Source organism: Fictibacillus sp. b24, assembly GCF_030348825.1.
Lineage (GTDB): Bacteria > Bacillota > Bacilli > Bacillales > Fictibacillaceae > Fictibacillus.
In genome coordinates this window covers 2,900,826-2,923,903 of the sequence record NZ_JAUCES010000005.1, presented here as the reverse complement: position 1 = coordinate 2,923,903, position 23,078 = coordinate 2,900,826, and the positions used below count along the sequence as shown (strand labels likewise).

Sequence of the window (23,078 nt, the reverse complement as noted above, 5' to 3'; positions counted from 1 at the left end):
TGACATCTTTACGAACAGAAAAGCTGGCCTGTATCGTTGCTTTACACGATTACATAGGCCAGCTTTTTTTAGTTTCGCTTATTTGATCCTCGCTTTTAAAAGAAAACGATGCTGTTTCACTTCAAAAAAACCCTTATCTTGAATCATCTTATGAATTGCATACAATTCATCTAGATAATCATCACTTTTAAAGTCGGAAACCTGCCAAGGGATTGCTTTTAAATAATAAAGAAGGGCACCGATATCGTAAAAACGCTGAACTGGATATTCTTCTTTCGCCTCCAATACCTCAAACCCATTTTCACAGAGTTCCTTTTCAGCAAAAGCTAAGCTCCAGTGTGAGAACTCACCATTGATGGGTGCTCCAAGCGCTTCATTTATATCCGTGCAATCCGAACCGCCAACTTGCTGCGTTACAAAAAGCCCATCTCTCGTTAAAACACGATTCACTTCAACAGGAGAATACGATTCGTGCTTATTAATGATGAGGTCAAACGTGTCATCTTCAAATGGAAGCAAGTCATCTTCACCGATTTGATACACCTTCACACCTAGCGGCTCAAGTCGTTCACGAGCGATTGGGACATTAGGCAAATATCCCTCTGTTGCACAAACCCTTGCTGGGAATGGCTGAAGTTTTGACAAAAGCTCTCCGCCGCCTGTACCCATATCCAACATGGACGACACTTTTCCAATCAGCGGAATCACTAAACTGCCATAAGACCATGAAAGCATCCCACTTGCCATACGACCCGAATCAGTAATATAAGAAAAATCCCATCCTGAAAAAGGCTTTTCAACATCATTTACATATACTTCAAATTCTAAATCATGTTTCATACGTGCACCTCCAAAATTTTTTTGACACTGAACGTACTTCTGTTTTGGAGGCCCTCTGCATGAAACGCGGTTTTATATGTCGTGTTCCAAATAATCCATGTTATATAAAATCTCCTTTAAACAAATCTGCATAACTATTTCTACGAGGAAGAATTAAATTCCTTTACCGAAAAGAGGGGTTACTACAATTTTGTCGAAAAGAGACATTTCATAGAATAGTGGAAAGGGATACGTAATATATGATTCTAACTGAAAAGCTAATGTCGTTACTTTTAATTGTGTTCCACCTATGTATCATATTTTGGTGGTTCAGTGACTCAGTTATTCTTCATTCACCATGGGGAATTACTCTTTGGTTTCTGAGTCCTATAATTGGGTTTATTGTCGCGAGAAAGATACCAACTACTCAGGGGAAATTGTTATTCTATACATGTATCATTGTGGTCGTATTAGGAATCTTGGCTTTGTTAATTACATTCATAACAAGTTCCATGCCGTAACTATTCTAGAGGAGACAAAATGAAAAAAATCATACTCTACATCATGATTATGCTAATTATTCTCATTGCTGCTGCTTACACGTTGTTTAAAATCAGCAGTTCAAGAGACTTTCAATTTTACGGTGGATTGGTAACAAAAGCGGAAACAACAGAAAAGGTTGTCGCGCTTACATTCGATGATGGTCCTACTGATAACACCGATGAAATTCTGTCCATTTTAAAAGAGGAAGACGTAAAAGCTACCTTTTTTGTGACAGGGAGAGAAGTCCAAGAAAACTTTGAAGAAGCACAAAAGCTGGTTGCTGCAGGACATGAATTAGGTAACCATTCGTATTCACATAAGCGGATGGTGTTGAAGACGCCATCTTTTATAAAAGAAGAAATTGAACAAACAGATGAACTCATTAGAAAAACGGGGTATGAAGGTACCATTCAATTTCGGCCGCCGTATGGCAAAAAGTTGATCGGGCTGCCTCGCTATCTAGACAAACATAATCGAAAGACCATTTTATGGGACATCGAACCTGAGACGTTTCCGGAGATTGCGGCAGATTCAGAAAATATCGTGAAACATGTCAATGATAACGTTCAGCCAGGCTCCATCATACTGCTGCATGTTATGTATGACAGCCGAGAGGAATCGATGAAATCAGTAAAAGGTATAATCACTGACTTGAAGGCAAAGGGATACACCTTTAAAACCGTATCTGAAATCGTGAAATAAAAAAGAGGAGAGCACTTTATCGAGTGCGCTCCTTTTATAAAATAATTGTTATTTAACAACGAGTACAGGTTGATGTGCGTTAGAAACAACCTTTTGACTAACGCTTCCTAGGAATAGTTTTTTGAATCCGCTATGGCCTCGGTTACCGATGACAATGAGATCGATGTTATGACTATCCGCATATCCACAAATTGTGGCCGGTGGGTCACCGTGCAGTATGGCTGTCGTAGTTTTTATATCAGGATCAACTCTTCCTAAAGCTCTGTTCATCGTCTCTTCACCATGACTTTGCTCCAGAATTTCGGCTTCTCTTATTTCTACAGTCGTGCTAGCTGCGACGCCTGGGTGAACACCGCCATACAATGGAAGAGTCACTTCGTTGGTTACATATAGCAATGTTAACTCGGCCCCCATGTACCGGGCAATCTCATTTCCATTGTGCAATGCCGTAAAACTTCCTTCTGAACCATCAACAGCAATCAGGATCTTGGAATATAACATCATTCGATCTCCTTTCATGCAGATTTGGCAACTTACATCACAAATAGTTACCTTATAAAAACATTACCCCTTGAAATTTTATGTAAACAAATTCCGTTTTACTGTCACAATACACACCCCTTTCTCGTCTTGTTTACAAATATAGAAAGTGGTGATTACATTGAAAAAATATGATGTGGCGATTATTGGTGGCGGAGTTTCTGGATTGGCAGCCGCAGTGTACCTGGCTAAAGCAGGACTATCTGTTGTTATTTTTGAAAAAGGAAAAGAACTTGGAGGTCGGGCTCAAACCGTTAATCGAAACGGTGCACTATTTAACCTTGGAGGTCATGCATTATATAGGGGCGGAGCAGCAGAAGAAATATTACAGGAACTTGAGATAAACGTTTCTGGAAATGTTCCCGATACTAAAGGATATGCCATATGGAGCAATGAACTCTTAGAACTGCCAGATTCGTTAACCAGTATGTTAAAGACAAAGTTATTATCGTGGTCTGGAAAAATGGAGCTTGGCAAATTAATGATGAAACTTCGGAAAATAAATGCCGCATCCATTAAACCGATGACATTGCGAAAATGGGCAGAAACAGAAGTTCAAGATCCCATGGTTAGACATGTGTTTTATGCACTATGCAGGACATCTACCTATGACATTGATCCGGATCAGCAAGCAGCAAGTGCTGTAATTAAACAAGTACAACTAGGAATGAAAGGTGTCTTGTATATAGATGGCGGCTGGCAAACGATAGTAGAACATTTAGGAATGAAAGCTGAAGAAATAGGTGTGGATATCCTGAAAAACAATACTGTTACATCTATAGACTTTAAAGAAAAGCACCATATCCAATTTACTGACGGCGAAAAGCTCGAAGTACCATACGTTATCGTGACAGCGGGTCCAGAACAAACGTTTAAACTTGTTAAAGGAGCTGAACAGAATATTCTACAGAAATGGAAGGAACAGGCCAGACCACTATATGCAGCATGTTTGGATGTAGCGTTAAATAAGCTTCCCAATCCAAACCATAACTTTGCAATAGCTGTCGATCAGCATATATTATTTTCTAACCATTCCAGAGCTTCAAAGTTAAATAATAATGGATCTTCAGTACTACAGCTAATTAAGTATCTGGGAACTGAAAAAAATAGCAATGCTAAGATCAACAAACAAGAGCTTGAAGTAGTCATGGATCTTATGCAGCCTGGGTGGAGAGAGAATGTAATTGCTCACCAATTTCTCCCTCAAATGACTGTAGTCCATGATACCTTCACAGTGAATGACAGCCATTATTTTGGTCCGTCTATTCCTGAGATTCCAGGACTCTATATAGCAGGAGATGGAACAGGACATGGAGAAATGTTGGTGGACGCAGCATTTGCCAGCAGTAAAAGGGCAGCTCATTCCATAATCGAGAAATATGGAGCTCAAAGGGTTCAGAGGGAGGCTTAACGATGAATGAAACGGAACAATTATTTACCGTGCATCGTCCTTTGTTATTTTCGTTGGCATACCGAATGTTAGGAAGTGTGCAGGATGCAGAGGATATTGTTCAAGAAGCCTTTATCACCCTGAGTGAGACAACAACGGAACATATACTAAATTCGAAAGCATATCTTTGTAAAATTGTGACGAACCGCTGTATCGATTTGCTAAAATCAGCAAGAAAACAGCGGGAAACATATACTGGTCCTTGGCTTCCTGAGCCGCTTTTAATAGATTCCAAGGAAGACCCAGCTCAAAATTATTTAATGAAGGAATCTCTTTCCACGGCTTATTTACTTTTATTAGAACAGCTATCAGAAACCGAACGTGCCGTATTTCTGCTGCGGGAGGTTCTTCAATATGACTATGATGCCATTGCGGATGTTGTAGGAAAGAGCCCGACAAACTGCAGACAGATTTTTCACCGTTCAAAAAAAGCGGTTGGGAATCATAGACGATCTGATCAATTAACGCCAGCTAAAGCGCACGCGCTCTCAGAACAGTTTGTTTCAGCGATTATTACAGGAAATGTTAGTAAACTATTAAGCTTGTTAGCGATCGATGCTGCTTTATTATCAGATGGTGGAGGGAAAACAAAAGCTGCTCTATTCCCGATACTTGGTGCAGAACGAATCTCCCGTTTTTATATGGGAATTTTGGCAAAAACAACAGAAGACTTCTCCTTCGAATTTACAACGGTTAACGGGGACCCCGGAATCGTGTTGTATATAGAAAGCAAAGTCTATGGAGTGCTTTCACTTCAAGTACAAGACGACTTGGTTCAAAAGATATATTGGGTAGTAAATCCAGATAAATTATCTCATATCAGCTGACATAAATGGAGGAACACAATGAAACCAATCCTACTTGACTTCCCAACAGAATTCACAACCGATCGCCTGCTTATCCGCATGCCAATGCCAGGAGACGGAAAAGAAATGTATGAATCCTTGACCTCTTCAATCGAAGACCTTAAGCCATGGCTGCCTTTTGCCCACATCGATCAAACTGAAGAGGATGTGGAAGCGAACATTCGCGAGGCACACCTAAAGTTTTTAAGCAGGGAAGATCTACGCCTTCTCGTGTTTTTAAAAGGAACAGGGAAACTGATTGCATCATCTGGATTACACCGTATTGATTGGGACATCCCAAAATTCGAGATTGGGTATTGGCTAGATTCCCGTCACACCGGTAAGGGATACATGACAGAAGCTGTTCAAGGAATCACGAATTTTGCTGTAAATGAATTAAAAGCTCGCCGCATCGAGATTCGTTGTGATACTCGCAACGTCAAAAGTGCAGCTATCCCCGAACGACTAGGATTCAAGCTAGAAGGTGTTCTGCGCAACGACTCATTAGAAATGGGTTCAACTACGAAGCTTCGAGATACAAGCGTTTATGCAAAGGTATTTTAATAGCAGGAGGTTTTCTCTTGATAAAAGCAGTGTTTTTCGATTTGTATGAAACACTCATTACAGAATGGAAAGATGGAAAGAAGAAAGCTACCTATTCTAACGAACTCCTGGGAATGGATTTGAAAATTTTCAAAAGGGAATGGGATAGCCGCAGAGAGCTTCGCATGGACGGAACTTTTCCTGATCACCAAAGTGTCTTGAGGGATATTTTAAGTTCACAAGGGATGTCACCCAATCCAGAGGTTATTGAAAAAGTCCACCAAGGAAGAATTTCAGCAAAGGCGGCCGCATTTCAAGAAATTGATGGAGAAGTGCTAGAAGTTCTCCAATCCTTAAAAGACAGAGGATTGAAGCTAGGTCTTATCTCTAACGCAGCGAGAGAAGAAGTTGTCGCTTGGCAATCGTGCAATCTAGCAAATTATTTTGATGCAGTGATCTTTTCGTATGAAGTAAGAGTTGCGAAGCCAAACAAACAAATCTACAGAATCGCTTGTGAAAAACTGGGTGTAATGCCGCGAGAATCTATTTTTATAGGTGATGGTGGAGCGAACGAATTAGTTGGTGCGGCCGCATGTGGTATGAACGCGTACCAAGCGATATGGTTTTTGCCGGATGCAATCAGTGAAAAGATTACTGGCTTTCCGAAACTAAAAAAACCTTTAGATCTTTTGAAACAAGACAGGGTAAAGTCTACTCTGCGGTAATAGATAGATACAGAAAACTAGCATAGGTCTTGGCCTGTGCTAGTTTTCTTTTTTTAGGTAAAAAAGAACTACAGTAAAAATATGCCATCAGACTCTATTATAATATTTTTCGTTTTTTGCTCTAGTAAGAACTCTTTAACTTTCTGAAAATTCGTATAAATAGTATTGGATAGGTGATAAGATGTTGCTTACTTAGAAGAAAAAAGGAAAATGGAGGAATAACGATGAGAAAAAAGAAGTGGGTTGCGATGGGGATTGCGGCATCATTGATCGCTGGTGCGTTTGGGTCGCCAGCTATGGCGTCATCAGAAAATACGAAGGTAAAAGTGAACAGCGAATCTGGAACACCAGCCTTCTTGGCAGGTAAATTATCAGCACCATCAAAAACATCAGCACAACAAGTACTCTTTGATTACATGAACGGTCATAAATCTCTTTTTAAACTAGGAAACAAAAAAGCAGAAGAGTCTTTCTCGATCTTAGAAAGTACGAAAGAAGACGATGGCAACACGGTGCTGAGACTTCAGCAGGAATACAACGGAGTTCCCGTTTGGGGTTACACGCAAGTGGCGCACATCAATAAAGAAGGAGAACTAACGGTCATCTCAGGTGAAGTGGCTCCTGAATTGGACAAGCAGGCCAATCTCACAAATACAAAACAAATTAGCGGTACAAAAGCTGTGGGAATTGCAAAAGCGGCACTCGGCTTCGATCCTCAATTCGAAAAAACACCAAAAGCCGAAAAAGTGGTGCTGATGAAGGATGGTACGGCGCATTATGCGTATTTCGTAAATCTAAATTTCCTCACACCTGAGCCAGGGAACTGGAATTATTTTATTGATGCAGCGTCTGGTAAAGTCCTGCACCGATACAATGACATGCACGAAGTAACGGGAACGAATACAACTGGAACGGGGAAGGGTGTTCTTGGCGATTCAAAAACACTGAACCTTACATTATCAAGCGGTAAGTACTATATGCAAGATAATACGCGAGGAAGCGGGATCTTTACATACGATATGAAGAACCGTACATTCTTGCCGGAGCTCTTCCTGCCAGGAACTCTTTACAGCGGCACAGACAATGTATTCGACAGTTCGTACGACCAAGCCGTTGTTGACGCTCATTACTTTGCCGGTTTAACGTATGATTATTATAAAAATACGCACGGACGAAACTCCTATGATAATAAGGGAGCGCAGATCAAATCATCTGTTCACTTTAATAAAAATTATAACAATGCGTTTTGGAACGGTTCGCAGATGGTTTACGGTGATGGTGATGGAACAAACTTTATCGCATTCTCTGGTGGTATCGATGTTGTAGCGCACGAACTGACACATGCTGTTACTGATACAAGTTCTGATCTTGTGTATCAAAATGAATCTGGGGCACTAAATGAAGCAATGTCTGATATTTTTGGAACATTAGTAGAGTACTATAACGGCAAGAATCCAGACTTTGAAATCGGGGAAGATGTGTACACACCTGCGATAGCGGGAGATGCACTTCGTTCGATGTCAGATCCAGCAAAATACCAAGATCCAGACCACTATTCGGTTCGTTATACAGGAACGGGTGACAATGGAGGCGTTCATATCAACAGCGGAATCATCAACAAAGCAGCGTATCTCTTAAGTGAAGGCGGCAGTCATTATGGCGTTTCCGTTACTGGAATTGGACGAGCAAAGCTAGGGGCGATCTTTTACCGCATGAACACGGTGTACTTAACGTCATCCTCTAACTTCAGCCAAGCGAGAGCAGCGGCTGTTCGTGCAGCATCTGATCTTTACGGCGCATCTTCACAAGAAGTAACATCTGTGAATCAGGCGTTTAATGCAGTGGGCATTCAATAAGTAGTAGTGAGCTAGAACCAGATTGTGGTTCTAGCTTTTTTCAATAGTTAGCTTTGGAAGAAGGTCGATGATTGTAGACTCGTGGATTGGAGGCTGAAACTCGTGGATTGAGGGCAAAAACTCGTGGATTGGCAGCCGAAACTTGTGGATTGAGGGCGGAAACTCGTGGATTGGCAGCCGAAACTCGTGGATTGCCTCTCATCAGAAGGGCTAATCAATCCGATATAGAATAAGTAAAAGCGATAACTTAGCAAAAAAGGTTAAGAACGAATGGATGTTCGTGGATATGATAGACGTAGGGTAGGTGATGAGATGGATTATGAAGTTTGCATACAGCGGACACTTGATTATATTGAGGAGAACTTGAACGAACGGATCACATTAGAGGGGCTTGCAGAGCTCGCTTGCTTCTCGCCTTTTCATTATCATCGGGTGTTTCAGTTTCTTGTTGGTGAATCCGTTATGGAATATGTGCGGAAGCGAAGACTCTCGCACGCGGCACAGCGTTTATTGCAATCCGAAGAAAAAGTGATTGATATCGCATTTGATCTAGGATTTCAGTATCACGAGTCGTTCAACCGTGCGTTTAAAAAACATTATGGCCGATCACCTCGGGAGTATCGCAGTGCAACGGTTCATCCTGTCTCTCTTCATCAGAAAGCTTACCTGAATATGAACCACTATATGGGAGGATTAAATATGGAAATGAAACTTATTAAAAAACCAGCACTCCACATCATCGGTTATGACTTACGCACACGCAACACAGACGGTGAAAACAATAGAGAGATCCCGAAGTTTTGGCAGCAGTATATTCAAAATAATCTCGGTGTTAAGATTCCTAATCCACTCTACAAAAACCAAGAACTCGGATTGTGCACAGAATACAACACAACAACAGGTGAGTTTGTTTACATGATCGGGATGGAAGTAGCTGAAGGAACACCAGCTCCAGAAGGCATGTCCTATCGAACGTTTCTTGAAATGGAGTATGCTGTATTCACAACACCGAAAGCATCAGAAGAAAACTTCGTACAATCCATTCAACAAACATGGGTGGAGATTTTCTCGAAATGGTTCCCGGACTCTGGCTATGAGCATGACGGCAAAGTCGAGTTTGAGCTGTATGACGAGCGCTGCTATGGGAAAGAAAACAAACAGATCGATATCTACATCCCTGTTGTTAAGAAAGCTGTAAAAGTAAAATAATGCCTTGAAACCCTTTTTGCTAAAGTGAGCAGAGAGGGTTTTTCACGTAAATCAAATGGAATTATGTGTTAAAATAATAGTCGGAAAATTAATAAAATTAATGTTTACAAAAGAGGATGGATACAACGTATGAAATTCACGATTAATCAACATGTTTTGAGTAAAGCACTCTCTGAAGTTGGAAAAGTAGTCACACAAAAATCGCTGATTCCCATTCTCTCAGGAATAAAAATCATAGCGGAAGATGATGGAATTACACTCATAGGAACAAACGCGGATATTATTATTGAGAGGTTCATTCCCATTTCTGAAGCGAGAAATAATGAAATCAACATACATCAAACTGGAAGCGCAGTTGTATCAGCCAAATCCTTTACAGAATTAATTAGAAAGCTTCCTGAATCTATACAATTAGAAGCAATCAATCATCAAAATATACAAATTAAATCTGGGGATATATTCACACAGTTTAATGGGTTTAGTGCGGAAGAATATCCGACGCTGCCCGTAATTGATCAAAGTAACACCATACATATTGATGCTGAAGATTTAAAAAATGCAATTAAACAAACGGTCTTTGCAACAGCCAAAAATGAAACTAGACCTGTACTAACAGGTACTCATTTCACTTTTTCAGGTAACAAGTTTATGGTGGTTGCAACTGATTCACAGCGTCTAGCCTCTATAGTGAAAGATGTGAATACAAAGGGAGAAACTACATTTATCGTTCCAAGTTCCAGTGCAAACGAACTTGTAAAACAAATTAGTGACTATTCAGGTGTAGTAGAGCTTCATTCAGCAGAAGGATATATTCTTTTTAAAACAGACAAGTTGTCACTTTATTCTAGATTAATTTCAGGAACATATCCGAATACATCAAAACTCATCCCAACTGAGCAAAGTACAACCTTGTTTTTGAATAGAGAATCTCTGGTTAAAGGAATAGATCGAGCGTGCTTGTTTGCAGGAGAATGGAAAAACAACAATATCACGTTAACTATTCAGGACAATAAACTTTGTATCTCATCAGGTTCGTCTGAAATGGGATCCATTCAAGAATTGCAAGAAATAAAAGATATGGATGGTGATTCTGATCTTAAGATCTCAATCGACGGTTATTTTCTGATGGACGCTATAAAGACTATAAAAGACGAAGAAATCAAAATAAAATTTAACGGTACAATGAGGCCGATTGTGATTGAATCAACACATGGGAAATCACCTTATCTCCATCTAATATCACCAGTTAGGTCTTACTAAATGGATGGATGCGTCCGTTTATTAACAGATGGTTATTTCTTTGGCACAATCACTGAAATTCTTGTACATCCTGACTATGAAGGAAAAGGAATTGGCAAAGAACTAATGGATCTGGCTTGGGAACTCAGTCCAACCTCGCTTTTTATAGGCGCACAGCCAGGAAAAGAAGCATTCTTTGAAAAGGCAGGTTTTACGAAATCGATCCAATCCTATCAAAAGAAAAAGGAACGCAGAACATAAAGGGGATTATCATGCAAAAACAATTGCCAAAAGTACAACTTAGAGAGCTGAAGATAGAAGATGCAAATGACCGTTATCAGTGGTGTTTAGATCAAGAAGTAACGAAGCATCTAAACATGCCAGATACATTTCCGCCATTTAGTTTAGAAGAAACAAGAAAATGGATTGAACTATGCATCACTAAAGAGAATGAGTATGACCAAAAAGCGATTGTAACTGAAACAGGTAAACATATCGGGTGGATTGACCTGAAAAATATGGATCGCTTAAACAATCATGCAGAATTAGGGATTGCCATTGGAGACAAATCGTATTGGGGCAAAGGTTATGGAATTGCTGCTATGCATGAAATGTTAAGATACGGTTTTTATGAACTTGCACTGAATAAAATATGGCTTAGGGTCGAGATAGATAATGAAAAAGCCATTTCTTCTTACAAAAAAGTTGGATATGTGGAAGAAGGTATTTTACGGCAAGATCGATTAAGAAAAGGCACTTATGTGGATCGCTTAAGAATGAGCGTTCTAAAAGATCAATATTTATCTGTAAATAGTATCTCGTGCACATAAATGACTTATACAAAATTAATACCTGTAAAATTTTTAAAGAAAAATGGAATAATTACTCAATTTGAGGTAAATCTAAAAACATACAAATAAAGGTTTGCCACTTGTTTCACACTAGGACGATTTTTATTAATCGTCCTTATTTTTTTATTAACAAATACTACCTATCTCTGTAACGCATAAGAACGATTCAATGTGGAATTATAATCTTAATTCAACTAGGAGGTGAAAACAAAATGGCTAACACAAACCAATTAGTAGTACCTGGTGCACAACAAGCTATCGACCAAATGAAGTATGAAATCGCTTCTGAGTTCGGTGTAAACCTTGGACCAGACAGCACTTCTCGTGCTAACGGATCTGTAGGTGGAGAAATCACAAAACGTCTAGTAGCTCAAGCTCTTGGCGGAAAGCGCTAATTAATTTAATATCATGGCTCGGCTATCTGTTAATAGCAGATAGCCTTTTTGTTTTTTACATAAAAAAGTTAAACAGTTGACATAAGTGATGCAGTGTTTTATATTAGTTGACGTATCAATGATTGACCTATCAATTAATAAAAGGAGGGGGATGTTATTGTCCAACTCAACTATAGAAGACGAGAAGATTATTACCAGATTGTACGAGATCCATCGCAGGACAGCGCCGAAGTTTGAAAGCTGTACCGGCATCAGCCAAACGCGCTTGGAACTTTTGCATGAATTGTATGAAGTAGAAGAGATCAGCCAAAGAGCTCTTCAGAAGAAAGTGAACATAGACCATGCTGCAGTTACCAGACATCTTAAACAGCTCGAAGAAAAAGGAATGATTATCCGACGGAAAGACCCTAAGGATCAGCGGTTTACGTATGTTTCTTTATCGGAAGATGGCCGAACGAGAATCGTTCATTACCGAGAAGAAAAAGAGCGGTTTATCTCAGGTGTTTTACATGACTTTTCAGCTGAGGAGAGAAACGTTCTTCTCGACATGCTAACGCGCATCCAGCACAACATCGAAAAATTTGAGTAACACCTCATACATCTAAGACTAAGACATAAAGGAGAATGTACCATGCAACAAACAAAAATTAATGACTTCAACGAAATTATCACAGGACGCCGTTCCATTCGTAATTATGATCCATCTGTAAAAATCTCAAGAGAAGAAATGAAGGAGATCCTGACAGAAGCATCTCTTGCACCATCTTCTGTTAACTTACAGCCTTGGCGTTTTGTAGTAATTGATACACCAGAAGGAAAAGAAACGTTAGCACCACTTGCTAAGTTCAACCAAAGACAAGTAGAGACTTCATCTGCTGTAATTGCTGTATTTGCTGACAACAACAGCTTGGATTATTTAGAAAGAATTTATGACAAAGCGGTAGACGAAGGACATATGCCGTCCGAAGTAAGAGATCAACAAGTCCCAGCAATTCGTGGGCTTTTAGAACAAATGACTCCAGAACAGTTCAAAGACATGAACTTGATTGATGCAGGACTTGTTTCTATGCAATTAATGCTCGTTGCTCGTGCACATGGATATGACACGAATCCGATCGGTGGATATGAAAAAGCTCAGATTGCTGAAGCTTTCGGTTTGGATAAAGAACGTTATTTCCCTGTAATGCTGCTTTCAATCGGAAAAGCTGCAGATCAAGGATATCAATCTGTTCGTCTATCTGTGGAAGAAACAACAGAGTGGAGATAAGAAAGGGGAGCCATTAATATGATTATTATTCATGCAGGTTTAACCGTACGTCCCGAAAAAGAAGAAGCATTTTTAGAAGAAGTAAAAACATTAGTTGAAGCTTCACGTGCTGAGAGTGGAAACATCCAATACGATTTAATGAAGGACAGTGAGAAAGAAGCCACTTACTTAATGGTGGAAGTATGGGAGAACCAAGAAGCGGTTCAAAAGCACAATACTAGTGAGCACTTTATCGCGTTCGGCCAAAAAGCACAAAGCTTTATGGCTGCACCAACAGATGTAAAGATCTATGCTGGTGAACAAGTAAAAAGATAATTAATGACAAAAGGAAGGCATGTAATGTGCCTTCCTTTTTTATTGCGGTTACGTTCTTGCTCAGCTATCAGCTCGTCATCTTCCGCATTATCACGTGTAACTTTTTGAGTAAGAATCGCACCAACTGCCACCAAAATCATAACAGAGATATAATACCCCTTTTCATTCAACTGGAGATTGTCAGCGTTAGTACCTTACCGTTTCCCTCTTTTTATCACCATATAGATGACAAAACTCAACCAACAAAAACAGACGATATAAATAACGATTGTCCACTTAAATAAGTCGATGTGGTATATTTTTTCTATTGAGTTTACAACGATCAGGATAAGGACTAACAAATTTGAGAAGTGAAGGGGCCAGTTTTCTCTTTTCAAAAGTTGAACACTCTATTCTAGTTTGAATGTACAAATGAAAGCTCACTTGCTTTCTTAAGAAGTGGAATCAGATAATCAACCGAGCTGCGGTTATCATTATTAATGAAGTTCTTAATGTATTCTGATTCGTTTTTAATCTTAACCATTTGTGCAAACTCTGGGACCTCACCTTTATCCATCATTTCCTCACAAAACGTCTTATACCTTTCTTCTAACTGGTGAAGTGTTAAGTCGAGCTGAATATAATAGAGCACCGTGATAAAATCATAATTTCCGCCTGTTTTCACAAAACAAGCAGAGCAACTTGTCACGTTCTCAGTATCGATACCCAGCTCTTCAGTCATTTCTCGCAATACACTATTTCTTATTTGAAATTGATTTCCTTGAAGATCTTCCCTGCTTAAGCCGCCGCCAACACACTGCAGCCTGCCTGGATAAGCAGTATGATCATTCATCTCACCAAAAACGAAGTAAGAATCTGAGGTTTCCACTAAGCCTGCTCCGTAAATGACTCTGCACCCCTCATCACCCACTGGTTCATTTTTAACAGAATAAAGATAATGGGCGTAATCAGTGCTTTTTAGGTTTAGCTTAAGTTCTTTTTCCGTTTCTTCAAGCGCATCCACATGAAAAACTTCGCCTCGGGTGAAACGGGAATCTGAGTTAAAACGGGTCCAGAAATTTTCAACTTCAGATTGGAATGTTGGTGATAACTGCATAGGATGATCATCTAATGTAATCTTTACGGGTTTCGTAACTGGTTTAAGTTTTACTAATTTCATATTGTGTATCCTCCAAATTTAAAACATATAAGGTCCAACAACTAAAGATAGGAAAAAGGTATTTAGGACAGCAAAATAACAAATAGATGTTAACATGCTCCAATCTTGTTTTTTACCGAACCAAACAGCTGCGCCGCTAAACAAAGCAAGCACAATCGGTATAGCAAATGAACTTCCCGAAAAGGTTAAGAAGTCAGGGGCATACATATAATAGTGAGTATTAAATAACTTCTGAATAAAGATGACCTGTACACCAAGAAACAGAGCAAGAATGGTGTACATCACGCGTTTATCCTCATCCTCCATGAGCTTTATTTTTGTCATATAGATAACTACCGTAAAAAGAACAGAAGGAGCAATCCAATAGATAGAGCTCATCGCAAAGATCATAGCTTGGAATAAAGAAAGTATTGTTGCAGATGCAGCTTGTTTAAAATCCTCTTTCGTTACCGCTTGGCTTTTTTCAATTACGTCCTGTTTTGTTGAAGCCGCACTAAACGAAAACTCTTTGTTGCCGACCATGTTCATCCACATGATGGATTCGTCACCAAGCCAATGTGCGTAAATGGACTGATGATTTGTTGTACTGCGAAGTTCTGTCATCCAAACATCCCCATCAGGACGAGCTTCGTAAACATTCACTGCCTCTTTTTCATTTGATTTAAGCGCTCGGGTAGTAAATAAAATTTTTGCGGAATTGTTTTCATCAACACCGTATTCAATATACTTCGGGTTTGCCAGCTTCACACCGTTCTTATCCATGAACGTCATCTTGTTAAATTTCCACTCTTTATTCGTCCCTAATTGATTCGTTCCTTGATAAACAGTATACGATTTTCCGCCAGAACTATTTTTAAAAAAGGTATAATAAATCGTTAAATTTTTACCGTTTTCAATAAAATAAAAGCCAAAACGACTCTCATTAAGTGCTTCATCTTTATTCAAAATGAGGTGAGTTCTGTACCCTGAGCGGCTATCTGCTTCATAAAAAATTACTTTAACATTCTTAGATTGTGCGGAAGTAATTCCGGTGGTCATAAAAGAATCGGATTGACTGTTTAATGCAATAGATTTTAAACGTTCATCTACTATATCAATGGATTTTACATCCCATGAGCCAATATTTACTTTAAGAATTTCATTTTCTTTAAAATAAATGATATTGTTCTGATTGGAATCTATTCCCATAACATCTTGATCCAATATGTTTTCTTTTTTACCGTCATAATGAATAAGCTGCTTGTTCTTTACAAAGACATAATCATTTCCATTAACCCAGAAATTTTGAGGACTTGGTATGGATACAGGCACTGTTTTTTTATCTGTTACCTGAAGGTTGTCTGTTACTTTAAAACTCAATACTTCATTTTCTTTCGGAACATAAACATGCTGTGCTCCATTCTTTTCTTGAAAAACAGGCTTTACTTCACCGACGCTTTCGGTTGCGAGTGGCAATGATCGACTCCAGCCCTCATCAGGAAGCATTAATTCTATCTCTAAATTTTTCATGGTGAAAGCTGAAAATATCAATACAAAAAAGATGAAAGGTATCAAAAGTGGTTTTATTTTAATAGCAAATTTTTTCATGAACCATTCCCCCTTACTGCAAAAATTCGACATCTGTCCATAATTTTCCTTTTTATTAAGAGTAGGAAGAGATACAATGTAAAAAAGTGAGGAGTGGTTGGATGGAGGTAAAGAAAATTTATGGTGACTTGCCATTGTTAGAAACGGAACGGCTATTCTTAAGAAAAATTACGTTAGATGATGCAGAGGATATGTTTCAATATGGATCAGATGACGATGTTTCAAAATATGTAACGTGGGATACACATCTATCGCTGGCAGACACGGAGAAGTTTATAGAGTTCATACTAGGCAAGTACGCTCGCGGTGAGATTGCGCCATGGGGAATTGAACGAAAAGAAAATGGAGAATTTATTGGAACGGTAGACTTTGTCTCGTGGCAGCCTCATCACCATACAGCTGAGATCGGATATGTTTTATCTAAAAAATATTGGGGACAGGGGATCATAACAGAAGCTGTAAGTGAACTTGTTGAGTTTGGATTTAAGTATATGGACCTTGTAAGAATTCAAGCTAGATGTTTTTTAGAGAACGCTGGATCCGAAGGGGTTATGAAAAAACTCGGTATGTCTTATGAAGGAATTCTTAGAAAAGCGATGTTCGCGAAAGGCCAACATCAGGATTTAAAATTATATTCGATTTTGAAAGAAGAGTGGTTATCATAGGCGCTGTTATCAGAAGGCTTAAATAGCACAGCATAGACTTTCTATCTATTCCATATTTACTATAAATTTCCTTTTAGCTGAGTGCAATCGGTATTCTTTTACATAATTAGGTACTTTACTTTATAAAATGACCATCCTTAAGTATGATTGAATTTTCTGATAATAAAGTTACACTTACCTTATGATTACATAGGAGGTGTGCTTTTTTATGTTAGGGAGGAAAAAATGGATCTCGTCAGCACTCGTATTATCCACGATAGCAGGCCTAACTCTTTCCACGCTAGAACCAGGATTTCATTCAGAAAGCGCTGAAGCATCAGCTCTAAAAATTCAACCTTTAGAATCAGTTTCTCTCGTTCAACTCTCAGTGCCAAACAACCAGAAAGCGTTGGACAAGCTGAGTGAACTTGGCATCGACCTCACCCACAGAGTGCATTACGAAAACGGGATGCTAGAGGTAGATGCAGTTGTAACCCCATCCGAAATGGCCATGCTTAAGCTTTATGGCATCACAGTAAAAGACACCCTCATCACAGAACGTCAGCTCAGTCAGCGGGCTGCAGAAAGAAGAACGGCAATACAACAAGAAAAACAACTGACCTCAGCCGAGGAAACAGTCACAATTCTCCGAGCAAATCACTTCACGAATCAATCCGACACATTTCTTTATGTAGAAGCAAAATCCACATCAGGTGCCACATCGAGTACGATCTTAACAGCAAAATGGACAGAAAATGGTGCTGAGAAAACAGCAACATTACAAAAAATTGAAGATGCAGGTGAATATCTGTATCACTCATTCATGCTACCCGTTACAGAAATTCCAAGTGAAGTGACAATTGAGAGCTCACTCGGAGGCACTTCAACATCTAAAGTAACAGAATGGCTAGGTGCAGATAAACCGGACAATCCGAAGAAACACTATGTAAAGAACTTTGTAGATCATTATATGGATCCTACCGAAATCAATGCACGAATTGAAAACTTAGTGAAAGAATACCCCGAACTTGCTGAGATTGTTGAAATGCCAAACAAAACGAACGGATACCGCCGTCAAGCTCAAGCAACAATTGGAACCATGCAGAATGCAGCAGTAGTTGTAACATCAAAAGCATGGGGGCATGAAGGTGGCAATGCGATTTCTCTTGAGCTGAAGAAAGCTGGTGCTGCAGATGCGCCACTATCCGTTGGAACAAGCGGAAGTAAAATAATCGTTACCCTTGCAACGGATGCAGACGGTAATGCAAGAAGTACGGCTAAAGAAGTGGTGGACGTATTAAATGCAGAAGCTAGCAATCTAGTAACGGCCACAACTTATCGTAATAACGCGGGTAATGGAATCGTCGAGCCAGCGACTGCTAATCTATCAGATAACTTAAAAGCGCCCGCTTCTGTTTCGCGTGAACCAGCTGCCGTAAAAGCGATTCGAATTGGGAAACACCGAGATGGATCAAAGCCAGGTGTTCTTGGCTATTCACAAGAACATGCGCGGGAATGGGTAACACCTCTAGTGTCGGTTGAAACAGCCGAACGATTGCTCAGAAACTATGCGCATGATAAGGACACTAGGAAACTCGTCGATAATCTCGACATCTTCATCATTCCGTCGATGAACCCAGACGGTGCACATTATAGCTTTTATGATTTCAATTCACAGCGTAAAAACATGACAAATCACTGTTCACCAGCTCAATCTGACAGTGGTTACCGAAATTCATGGGGCGTTGACTTAAACCGAAACCACAATGTAGGATCTGCCTTTGATGGATATGTTGGAGCATCTACAACGAACTGCTTAAGTGGAACATATGCAGGACCTAGTGAACACTCTGAACCAGAAAGCCGAAACCTTGTATGGCTGGCAAATCAAAATCCTAACATCAAGTTCGCGATGAATATTCACAGCTATGGCGGTTATTTCATGTGGTCACCAGGAGCGTATACACCAGAGCGAGAAACACTGCCGCGTCCGTCAGCTGGTGAAGAGGCGTACTACTGGCAAGCATCGGATCATATTTTAAAAGAAATCAAAAAGCACAGAGGAACAGTCATACTTCCGAGCCGTACCGGCCCAATACCAGATGTTCTTTATTCAGCTGCCGGAAATTCTGCAGACTTCCTTTGGTATGAAAAAGGGATCTACGCATGGAACTTTGAAGTAGGTGCAGATCTTTGGAACAAAGAGACACAGCGATGGGAGCTTGTTGGATTTCAACCGCCTTTTGAAGAAGGTCATGAAGAAGCGATGGAATTCTCGAACGGGTTATTGGGATTAATTGATGTGGCTTACGATTATTCAAGAGACAATAAGGCGCCAAAATCAAGCGTTACACCGAATGGCGGCAAGTATGATGATACAGTAGAAGTGAGTTTCCGAACAAGTGAACCTGCTACAATCTACTACACGCTTGATGGCAGCCGTCCGACGTATGAGTCTCAAAAGCTGCAGCTCAGCGGAACGCGTGAAGGAGCAGAGACATTGACCTTTAATAAGACTACGACCCTAAACTGGTTCTCGGTTGATGCAAGCAGAAACGTTGAGAATAAGTATGAACCTGGAAAGAACAAGAAGTACAACAGTAAGACTTTTATCATTAAATAACTTAAGGAGGGGAAGGTGCATCTTCATGTGTCTTCCTCTTGCACTTTAACGGTTTGGGGGTTGGGTGATGAGTAACATCGAATTTGTGTTGATGCTTTATTTAATTCCACTCTGTCTCGTTTCCTTCTTAGTAAGCGGTGTGCTGCAATATCTCTTTCCGCGCATAAAACTGTATATCATTATTCTAAGTTGTTATCTCGTCGTTTCACTCTATCTATGGTATCGTTCATGGATTGTTGATTGGACGCTGCTATCTTTTGTCGCTGGTTCGTCCATGATTGCTATATCTCTTGTTATGCTGTATATGAAGGTCTATCGAATGGCAGAAAAGAAAGCGAATGAAATGAATTGATTTTTACTGAAAGTTGATTGACATTTTTCGTTGGTAAAAATATACTAATACTGTAATTAGAAGTCATTTGGGAAAGGAACGGTACTACGCTGATGTGGAAAACTCTTATTTTCTTAGGCTAACTCTAAACTAGTGAGACCTGGAGAATAGGATAAGTCTGCCCATTTTGCGTACACACGTACCTTCAAATCCAATATGATTTCACACAAAGAACTTTTTGTTTTTGTGTTTATTTGGATACGTGTAAATGCATATTTGTGCTAACCAACCTCTCTGGGCTCCAGGGAGGTTTTTTGTTGACCTCCTGCATCCATACAGATAAAAGAGGTGAGCTGCATGACGATTGTATTACAAGTCAAAAAATTGCAGAAAAAATTTGGTGAACGAGAACTATTGAAAGAAATTTCATTTGATATACGGCAAGGCGAGAAGATCGGCCTTGTCGGATGGAACGGCAGCGGTAAAACAACGCTTGTCAATATGCTGATGGGGACTGTTGAATGGGATAAAGGATCGATTACAACATGGCCAGCCCATCTACACATGGGATATCTGCCGCAATCAACGGATTACATGCTGAATGTGGAAAACGAAATGCGTGAATCAGCTGAGGACCTGTTGAAAACGAGTAAACAGCTCGGACTGCAGAAACACTTGTTGGAAAAGGGAGAGTTTGGACGCTTAAGTGGCGGCGAACGACTGAAGGTATCTATTGCTAAGATCTGGGCGAATCACCCAGAATTCTTGATTTTAGATGAACCGACCAATCATCTAGATTTGCAAGGGATCAGCTGGCTGATAGAAGAAGTACAGCGTTACAGTGGTGCCAGCATCATCATCTCTCATGACCGTCATTTTCTAGATCAGACGGTCAATAAAATCTTTGAGCTTGAAGATGGAAAACTGACGATTTATGAAGGAAATTATTCAGCGTATCGAGCGGAGAAGCAGCGTCGTTATCAACAGCAAAAGCGAGATTATGATAAACAGCAAAGAAAGATTGAGATGATTGAGCACCAAGTAAATACGTTGAAAACATGGTCTGAAAAAGCACACCGAGAAGCTGGTAAGGGAGGGACAGCCTCGGAAAATAAACAGATGGGACTTCGTGAGTTCGAGCGGGCAAAAGCTAAGAAAAAAGATAATCAGGTGAAGTCGAAATTGAAGCGATTGAATCTGGAATTATCAAAGAGTGGCATTGATAAACCGAAAGAAGAGACAGATGTCTTTTTTCAGTTTGATGCTGCTGGTAAGAGAGGAAAAAGACTGATTGAGGTCCGCGGGTTAACAAAGCAATTTGGCGACCGCACGTTGTTTGATAAAAGTCACTTTTATATTAAGCATGGTGAAAGAATAGCGTTGCAAGGGGCAAACGGAGCGGGTAAGACTACTTTTATAAAAATGCTGCTTGATATAGAGCCGATAACGCAGGGTTCGATTTGGAAAAGTGATTCCATGAAAATCGCTTATCTTTCTCAAGATGTGAGTGATCTGCCAGAAGAAAAAACGGTGTATGAATACTTTGATTTAGAAGATAAGCATCAAGTAACACAGGCGAGGACGATCTTTGCGAACATGGGGATCGAGGATCGAAAACTCTCAAAACCGATCCGTTACTTAAGTTTAGGTGAGCGGACGCGCGTTAAACTGGTGCTGATGATCTTACAGGAATACGATGTGCTCATTTTGGATGAACCGACGAATCATCTGGACCTGCCAAGCCGCGAGCAGCTGGAGGAAACCTTGTCACAGTTTTCAGGAACACTCATCATCGTTTCTCATGACCGCTTTTTCGTTGAAAAGCTGTGTAATAAGCTGCTCGTTATTGAGAATCAGCAGATCAAAAGAATGGAGATGGGACTTGGGGATTACGAACAACGAAGGTTGCGTGTGTCAAATGACGATGATCAGAACCATGCAGAAGAATTAGCTTTAGTAGAGAACAAGATCACTGAACTCCTCGGGAAGATTAGTTTTTGTAAGACGGGGACAGATGAATACGTTCAGGTCGATCAAGATTTGCAGCAATTGATGAATAGAAAACGAGAGCTTATGCAATATTTTTATGGAACGCTAAAAGGGATGTTCACCGTGGAGAAAAGACGCGAACATATGGCGAAAGTGCCGCGATACAACTGGCTGGATGAGCATGAAAATGATTAATCACATAATTTTTAATGCGCATCACATAAAAAAGAGTAACGATCACATAAAAAAACGACCTCATCACATAAAAAAGGACAATAATCACATAATTTTAAATTTTTCATCAATAAACATTGAAATTTCAGATAATTAGTTTATACTCTCTTAAAAAGGAGAGTGAGAACCATGAGATTTCTCGAGAAAGTAAGTAAAGCAGCAGGCAACACCTTTGCGGTTTGGGTGATTCTTTTTGCCATTTTAGCATTTTTTGTTCCAGGAGGCTTCACATGGATCGCTCCCCACATTCCATTGTTACTCGGAATTATCATGTTCGGCATGGGGCTAACCCTGTCACTGAATGATTTTAAAGCGGTGTTCCAAGCCCCTAAAAGTGTATTGCTCGGTGTGGCGGCACAGTATACGGTCATGCCGCTCCTTGCATTTGGACTAGCCACAGCATTTCAATTGCAGCCGGAAGTAGCAGTTGGAGTGATCTTAGTAGGATGCTGTCCAGGCGGAACGGCATCGAACGTTATGACTTTTCTTGCAAAAGGAAACACAGCATTGTCGGTTGCGGTAACATCCGTAGCAACACTGCTCGCACCAATCTTAACACCAGCACTAACGTTGCTGTTTGCGAGCAAATGGCTCCCCGTATCTGCGGGCAACTTGCTGTTATCGATCGTTCAAATTGTACTCGTTCCCATTGTATTAGGTCTTGTTGTTAAACTTTTATTCCGTAAACAAGTGGAGAAAAGCGTTGCAGCACTTCCGCTCATCTCTGTTGTTGGAATTGTGGCAGTAGCATCTGCTGTTGTAGCAGCGAACGCAAAACAAATTGCAGAGACAGGATTATTGATCTTTTCCATTGTTGTTCTTCACAATGTATTAGGTCTATTAATTGGTTTCCTGATCGCAAAAGCACTAAAGCTGAACTTTGCTGATCAAAAAGCGATTTCTATTGAAGTTGGGATGCAGAATTCAGGTTTAGGTGCAGCACTTGCAATCGCTCACTTTTCACCATTGTCTGCCGTGCCAAGTGCGATCTTTAGTGTATGGCACAACATATCAGGACCACTGCTTGCGACATGGTGGGGGAAGAGGGCTGACCGTGATGCCGCACAAACTAGTACTCACACCACTCCATCTAAGGTGGTTTAAAGTTATTTATTCAATGTTTTCGGTCTTCATTCACGCAGTTTGCTAGCTTTTCAGTGCATTAGATAGCTTTTGCGCGCAGTCTGAAGTGTGGTGTCCATCTTCTTTAGA

Annotated in this window: 23 protein-coding genes and 1 pseudogene; 19 read left to right on the top strand and 5 right to left on the bottom strand. The window is 40.1% G+C overall.

The window, feature by feature from the left end; genetic code table 11:
* Positions 1-78 precede the first annotated feature (78 nt).
* A complete protein-coding gene (locus tag QUF49_RS15290) occupies positions 79-840 on the bottom strand; it encodes a class I SAM-dependent methyltransferase (protein WP_289496511.1) in 762 nt (253 codons plus the stop codon).
* 519 nt (positions 841-1,359) lie between these two features.
* Between QUF49_RS15290 and QUF49_RS15285 the strand changes: the two genes are divergently transcribed.
* The gene (locus tag QUF49_RS15285) at positions 1,360-2,064 is read left to right on the top strand and encodes a polysaccharide deacetylase family protein (protein WP_289496510.1); all 705 of its coding nucleotides are present in this window, start codon (positions 1,360-1,362) and stop codon (positions 2,062-2,064) included.
* 48 nt (positions 2,065-2,112) lie between these two features.
* Here QUF49_RS15285 and QUF49_RS15280 read toward each other — a convergent pair whose 3' ends face one another.
* Entirely contained in the window at positions 2,113-2,565 is a 453-nt protein-coding gene (locus tag QUF49_RS15280) for a universal stress protein (RefSeq protein WP_289496509.1), read from the bottom strand.
* Between the two features lie 160 nt (positions 2,566-2,725).
* Between QUF49_RS15280 and QUF49_RS15275 the strand changes: the two genes are divergently transcribed.
* The 13 genes from QUF49_RS15275 (at position 2,726) to QUF49_RS15215 (ending at position 13,299) form a co-directional block, all read left to right on the top strand.
* Positions 2,726-4,015 (top strand): phytoene desaturase family protein, encoded by a 1,290-nt coding sequence (locus tag QUF49_RS15275; RefSeq protein ID WP_289496508.1) that lies wholly within the window; start codon positions 2,726-2,728, stop codon positions 4,013-4,015.
* 2 nt (positions 4,016-4,017) lie between these two features.
* Complete coding sequence (locus QUF49_RS15270; RefSeq protein ID WP_289496507.1) at positions 4,018-4,881, top strand: RNA polymerase sigma-70 factor; 864 nt, start codon at positions 4,018-4,020, stop codon at positions 4,879-4,881.
* 18 nt (positions 4,882-4,899) lie between these two features.
* Positions 4,900-5,463, top strand: a complete 564-nt coding sequence (locus QUF49_RS15265; RefSeq protein ID WP_289496506.1) for a GNAT family N-acetyltransferase — start codon at positions 4,900-4,902, stop codon at positions 5,461-5,463.
* 17 nt (positions 5,464-5,480) lie between these two features.
* Positions 5,481-6,167, top strand: coding sequence for an HAD family hydrolase (locus tag QUF49_RS15260; protein ID WP_289496505.1), 687 nt, complete (start codon positions 5,481-5,483; stop codon positions 6,165-6,167).
* A 224-nt stretch (positions 6,168-6,391) separates the two neighbouring features.
* On the top strand, positions 6,392-8,023 hold the full coding sequence (locus QUF49_RS15255) for a M4 family metallopeptidase (RefSeq protein ID WP_289496504.1): 1,632 nt from the start codon (positions 6,392-6,394) through the stop codon (positions 8,021-8,023).
* A 270-nt stretch (positions 8,024-8,293) separates the two neighbouring features.
* The gene (locus tag QUF49_RS15250) at positions 8,294-9,232 is read left to right on the top strand and encodes an AraC family transcriptional regulator (RefSeq protein ID WP_425590472.1); all 939 of its coding nucleotides are present in this window, start codon (positions 8,294-8,296) and stop codon (positions 9,230-9,232) included.
* Positions 9,233-9,361: 129 nt separating this feature from the next.
* A complete protein-coding gene (gene dnaN / locus QUF49_RS15245) occupies positions 9,362-10,492 on the top strand; it encodes a DNA polymerase III subunit beta (protein WP_289496503.1) in 1,131 nt (376 codons plus the stop codon).
* Positions 10,493-10,732 (top strand): GNAT family N-acetyltransferase, encoded by a 240-nt coding sequence (locus QUF49_RS15240; protein ID WP_289496502.1) that lies wholly within the window; start codon positions 10,493-10,495, stop codon positions 10,730-10,732.
* An 11-nt stretch (positions 10,733-10,743) separates the two neighbouring features.
* The gene (locus QUF49_RS15235) at positions 10,744-11,301 is read left to right on the top strand and encodes a GNAT family N-acetyltransferase (RefSeq protein ID WP_289496501.1); all 558 of its coding nucleotides are present in this window, start codon (positions 10,744-10,746) and stop codon (positions 11,299-11,301) included.
* Positions 11,302-11,534: 233 nt separating this feature from the next.
* On the top strand, positions 11,535-11,717 hold the full coding sequence (locus tag QUF49_RS15230; RefSeq protein WP_066392178.1) for an alpha/beta-type small acid-soluble spore protein: 183 nt from the start codon (positions 11,535-11,537) through the stop codon (positions 11,715-11,717).
* Positions 11,718-11,868: 151 nt separating this feature from the next.
* Entirely contained in the window at positions 11,869-12,306 is a 438-nt protein-coding gene (locus QUF49_RS15225; protein WP_425590471.1) for a MarR family winged helix-turn-helix transcriptional regulator, read from the top strand.
* A 42-nt stretch (positions 12,307-12,348) separates the two neighbouring features.
* Positions 12,349-12,984, top strand: a complete 636-nt coding sequence (locus QUF49_RS15220; RefSeq protein WP_289496498.1) for a nitroreductase family protein — start codon at positions 12,349-12,351, stop codon at positions 12,982-12,984.
* Between the two features lie 18 nt (positions 12,985-13,002).
* A complete protein-coding gene (locus QUF49_RS15215) occupies positions 13,003-13,299 on the top strand; it encodes a putative quinol monooxygenase (RefSeq protein WP_289496497.1) in 297 nt (98 codons plus the stop codon).
* Here the strand turns inward: QUF49_RS15215 and QUF49_RS15210 are convergent.
* The 3 genes and pseudogenes from QUF49_RS15210 to QUF49_RS15200 form a co-directional block, all read right to left on the bottom strand.
* Positions 13,272-13,487: pseudogene (locus tag QUF49_RS15210) on the bottom strand (YiaA/YiaB family inner membrane protein); the annotation flags it as partial. The gene QUF49_RS15215 and the pseudogene QUF49_RS15210 overlap by 28 nt on opposite strands.
* 206 nt (positions 13,488-13,693) lie before the next feature.
* Positions 13,694-14,458 carry a hypothetical protein gene (locus tag QUF49_RS15205; RefSeq protein ID WP_289496495.1) on the bottom strand — a complete coding sequence of 255 codons (765 nt, stop codon included), beginning with the start codon at positions 14,456-14,458 and terminating at the stop codon, positions 13,694-13,696.
* A gap of 18 nt (positions 14,459-14,476) precedes the next feature.
* The gene (locus tag QUF49_RS15200) at positions 14,477-16,045 is read right to left on the bottom strand and encodes a hypothetical protein (protein WP_289496494.1); all 1,569 of its coding nucleotides are present in this window, start codon (positions 16,043-16,045) and stop codon (positions 14,477-14,479) included.
* 101 nt (positions 16,046-16,146) lie between these two features.
* Between QUF49_RS15200 and QUF49_RS15195 the strand changes: the two genes are divergently transcribed.
* The 5 genes from QUF49_RS15195 (at position 16,147) to QUF49_RS15175 (ending at position 22,970) form a co-directional block, all read left to right on the top strand.
* Positions 16,147-16,710, top strand: coding sequence for a GNAT family N-acetyltransferase (locus QUF49_RS15195; RefSeq protein WP_289496493.1), 564 nt, complete (start codon positions 16,147-16,149; stop codon positions 16,708-16,710).
* A 208-nt stretch (positions 16,711-16,918) separates the two neighbouring features.
* Positions 16,919-19,312, top strand: coding sequence for a M14 family metallopeptidase (locus QUF49_RS15190; RefSeq protein ID WP_289496492.1), 2,394 nt, complete (start codon positions 16,919-16,921; stop codon positions 19,310-19,312).
* Positions 19,313-19,379: 67 nt separating this feature from the next.
* Positions 19,380-19,664, top strand: coding sequence for a hypothetical protein (locus tag QUF49_RS15185; protein WP_289496491.1), 285 nt, complete (start codon positions 19,380-19,382; stop codon positions 19,662-19,664).
* Positions 19,665-20,000: 336 nt separating this feature from the next.
* Complete coding sequence (gene abc-f, locus QUF49_RS15180) at positions 20,001-21,827, top strand: ribosomal protection-like ABC-F family protein (protein WP_289496490.1); 1,827 nt, start codon at positions 20,001-20,003, stop codon at positions 21,825-21,827.
* Positions 21,828-21,995: 168 nt separating this feature from the next.
* Positions 21,996-22,970 carry a bile acid:sodium symporter family protein gene (locus QUF49_RS15175; protein WP_289496489.1) on the top strand — a complete coding sequence of 325 codons (975 nt, stop codon included), beginning with the start codon at positions 21,996-21,998 and terminating at the stop codon, positions 22,968-22,970.
* The last annotated feature ends 108 nt before the right edge of the window (positions 22,971-23,078 follow it).